We start from the raw sequence: 4,003 nt of genomic DNA, 5'->3' as shown, positions 1-4,003 counted from the left end.
ACCGACCCGAAAACTCATCAAGTCGATATCGTCACTAATACTCTGGCCCATGCCATTCTGGGGGCAGTAGCCGCCGAAGTCAGTGGCAACAATGCGCTGGCGGGTGCGGCAGGCGCGGCGGGCGGTGAACTGGCTGCCCGAGAACTGATGAAGCATATTCACGGCGAAAATGCTAAAGTCAGTGACTTAAGTGAAGAGGAAAAACAGACCATCAGCACTCTTTCTACTTTGGCGGCCGGGCTGGCCGGCGGCATTGCCGGTGACTCCACCGGAAGCGCCATCACCGGGGCCCAGGCCGGGAAGAATGCGGTTGAGAACAACTTCCTGAAGGCAGGTCAGATCACCTCATGGTTGGAAAAATATAAAGCATCATCTACTGATGAAGAAAAGAATCGTTTAATTGAGGTTGCTAGTAAAGCTGATCAAGATCAGCAACAAAAAGCTATTGAAACTAAGATTTCAAAAGATTATCTGATGAAACAACAGGAAGAGTTGATAAAGCTTATTCAATCACCAAATTGTGACGCTGACTGTACAAAATTAACAGAATATAGCCTTAACCAGATTAGCCCAGTAATTGATAATTACGATACATTGCAGAAAAGCAATAATATCCCACGGGCAGTAATTGCAACAATTTCTCTAGCCTTACCGACATTAGCTAAAACGGCTACACCTGCTGTTACTAATTGGATTGGAAGTACGACTATTGCAAACAGAGCTATAGGTGTAGGTACTACAGGCTTAGCCAACCTAGGAATGCAAGGTTACAACATCTACAACAATCCTCAAGAAAACTTTAGCTATACCAGTTTCGGGACATCTTTGATTACAGGCGGTGCAACGGCAGGAATGGGGTATTGGGGTACTGCTGCGACTAATACATTAGGAGCAGGTGTTTCTAGCGTAATTGATGGAAATTCTCCGTGGTTACCAATGGGAGGCGCGTTTGTAGGATCATCAGTAGGTTATGGAGTGACAAAGGGAACTACTAACTATTTGGATAATAAAATGAATCCTTGGTCAAATGGATTTAAAGAAAGATTCAATTTAATCAATCCTTCGATATCTGCACCACCGTTAGTATCCCCTGCTCCTGGCATTGTTGGTAGTGCAGTAGGAGCTGTTGGTTCTGAAACTGCAAATAAAGTAATCATGGATGAGTTAAGCTCTAAGGATAAAAAATGAAATTTATAATCTATTTTTTATATTGGTCTTTAGTTCAGAGCATAGGTGTGTTCATCACGGTCATGGCGGTAAAACTGTTAGTTAAATTTGTTCTTTATTTTGAAACTGGCGTGTTTTTCATCGGTTATAAAGATATTGTTGAGGCTATTGGAATAGGTGTTGTTATGGGGATATTCCTAGGTGGTGTTATTTGTTTGATAAATTATCTTCAACATAAAAGATTTTAGGAAAAGTTTAATGTCGTCATAATGTTAAAAAGATCCCAACTAAAGTGAACTACCCCCCGAAAGTTGGACACCCAACAAGTAGGGGGAAGTTCTGCATGAAGAATTACAGTAAGTGTTTGATCACATTTAAGCGGACATCGCCTCATCAGACCTGGTAGAACACAGCAAGCAGACCAGTAAAGGCTTACTCTCCAAATCCTCCGTCGAAACCCACGATGAGGTGCATGAACGCCGGGCACAGAGCACCACGCTCAGCGGCGACAGCGTAACCCTACAAACCGGGAATGACCTCAACATCATCGGCAGCAACGTAGCCGGCACTCAGGATGTTAATCTGGCCGCAGGCAATCAGCTCACCATCACCACCGCGAATGAAGCCCGTCATGAAACGCACTTCAAGCAAGAGAAAAAATCCGGTCTGATGGGGACCGGCGGTATCGGCTTCACCATCGGCAAAGCCAGCCAAAAATCCACTACCGATATCGACAGTAACCTCAACAAAGGCAGCACGGTAGGCAGCAGCCAGGGCAGTGTGACATTCAGCGCCGGAAAACAGCTCAACCTTCACGGCAGTGATGTCGTGGCGGGCCGCGATACGCAACTTTCCGGCCAAAACATTAACATCACCAGTGCGGAAAACAGTCATACCGCTGTCACTAAAACCGAACAGAAACAAAGCGGCCTGACCGTGGCGCTGTCCGGCACCGCAGGCGGGGCCCTGAATTCCGCAGTTCAAACGGTTCAAGCCGCCAACAATGAAAGTGACAGCCGAATCAAAGCCTTACAAGGCACCAAAGCCGCTCTTAGCGGAGTACAGGCAGTCCAGGCTGTATGGGAGGGAGAAATTATAGTGCCTGAATCTGTCGGTTTTGAGTATGTAAGACTGGCATGTGAAAAATATCTCCAATTACACCCCGAAGATGAAGACAAGGTACGTACTCTACTAGCCAAAATGCCTTATTAACATCAAGATCCCAGCCTGAGTGAACTGCCCCCGAAAGTTGGACACCCAACAAGTAGGGGGAAGTTCTGTATGAAGAATTACAGTATAAGCGTTTGCTCACATTTTAAGTGGGTACCGCTTCATCAGACCTGGTAGAACACAGCAAGCAGACCAGTAAAGGCTTACTCTCCAAATCCTCTGTCGAAACCCACGATGAGGTGCATGAACGCCGGGCGCAGAGCACCACGCTCAGCGGCGACAGCGTAACCCTACAAACCGGGAATGACCTCAACATCATCGGCAGCAACGTAGCCGGCACTCAGGATGTTAATCTGGCCGCAGGCAATCAGCTCACCATCACCACCGCTGATGAAGCCCGTCATGAAACGCACTTCAAGCAAGAGAAAAAATCCGGTCTGATGGGGACCGGCGGTATCGGCTTCACCATCGGCAAAGCCAGCCAAAAATCCACCACCGATATCGACAGTAACCTCAACAAAGGCAGCACGGTAGGCAGCAGCCAGGGCAGTGTGACATTCAGCGCCGGAAAACAGCTCAACCTTCACGGCAGTGATGTCGTGGCGGGCCGCGATACGCAACTTTCCGGCCAAAACATTAACATCACCAGTGCGGAAAACAGTCATACCGCTGTCACTAAAACCGAACAGAAACAAAGCGGCCTGACCGTGGCACTGTCCGGCACCGCAGGCGGGGCCCTGAATTCCGCAGTTCAAACGGTTCAAGCCGCCAACAATGAAAGTGACAGCTGAATCAAAGCCTTACAAGGCACCAAAGCCGCTCTTAGCGGAGTACAGGCAGTCCAGGCTGCTCGTCTGGCCGACGCTAAAGGCGGTGACGACAAAGCCAATAACAACCTGGTGGGTGTCAACCTCTCCTACGGCAGCCAGTCCTCCCGGTCAGAACTGAAACAGCACCAGACCACTCAGCAGGGCAGCAGCCTGACGACCGGGGATAATCTCACCCTCACCGCTTCCGGTACTCCAGACCAGCACGGCGATATCCGCATTCAGGGCGGCCAGTTGCAGGCGGGCAAAGACCTGCAACTCAATGCCAGCCGGGATATCCAGCTCTCCTCCAGCCAGAACACCGAACAGACCACCGGTAAAAACAGCAGCCGCGGTGGCTCACTGGGCGTCGGTTTGACTGCCGGACCGGGGGGCACGGGTATTAATCTCTCCGTCAGTACCAACCGCGGTAAAGGCAGTGAAAGCGGCAACGGCGTCAGCCATAATGAAACTACGCTGGATGCAGGACAAACCGTCACCCTCAACGCCGGTCGGGATGCGACGCTCAAAGGCGCTCAGGTCAGCGGCGAACAAATTACCGCCGACGTCAAACGCCACCTGACACTCAGTAGCGAGCAGGACAGCAACCGCTACGATATGAAGCAGCAGAATGTCAGTGCCAGCGACAGTACTACTTTCGGTCCACAACCGGGCGGCTCATTCAACCTGAGTGCCAGCCGCGACAAAATCCATAGCAACTTTGACTCCGTACAGGAGCAGACGGGACTGTTTGCCGGTAAAGGCGGCTATCAAGTAAAAGTGGGTGAACACACCCAGCTTGACGGCGCAGTCATTGCCAGTACCGCAGACAAAGACAAAAACACCCTTGATACCGGCAC

Annotated in this window: 3 protein-coding genes and 2 pseudogenes; all 5 read left to right on the top strand. The window is 50.0% G+C overall.

Annotation, left to right across the window (positions count from 1 at the left end; translation table 11 throughout):
- The coding region (locus LGZ98_RS23045) for a VENN motif pre-toxin domain-containing protein (protein ID WP_262978662.1) at positions 1–1,188 on the top strand (1,188 nt) is incomplete at its 5' end.
- A complete protein-coding gene (locus LGZ98_RS23040) occupies positions 1,185–1,415 on the top strand; it encodes a hypothetical protein (protein WP_011144920.1) in 231 nt (76 codons plus the stop codon). The genes LGZ98_RS23045 and LGZ98_RS23040, both read left to right, overlap by 4 nt.
- A gap of 139 nt (positions 1,416–1,554) precedes the next feature.
- Positions 1,555–2,244: pseudogene (locus LGZ98_RS23035) on the top strand (hemagglutinin repeat-containing protein); the annotation flags it as partial.
- Between the two features lie 21 nt (positions 2,245–2,265).
- A complete protein-coding gene (cdiI, locus tag LGZ98_RS23030) occupies positions 2,266–2,379 on the top strand; it encodes a ribonuclease toxin immunity protein CdiI (protein WP_262978663.1) in 114 nt (37 codons plus the stop codon).
- A 110-nt stretch (positions 2,380–2,489) separates the two neighbouring features.
- A pseudogene (locus tag LGZ98_RS23025) lies at positions 2,490–4,003 on the top strand (hemagglutinin repeat-containing protein); the annotation flags it as partial.

Source organism: Photorhabdus kayaii, from assembly GCF_025384895.1.
GTDB lineage: Bacteria > Pseudomonadota > Gammaproteobacteria > Enterobacterales > Enterobacteriaceae > Photorhabdus > Photorhabdus kayaii.
This window is presented reverse-complemented; position numbering and strand designations above follow the sequence as displayed.

Coding starts and splice junctions, on each gene's coding strand:
- LGZ98_RS23040 (WP_011144920.1), top strand. CDS start 1,185: ATGAAATTTATAATCTATTTTTTATATTGGTCTTTAGTTCAGAGCATA.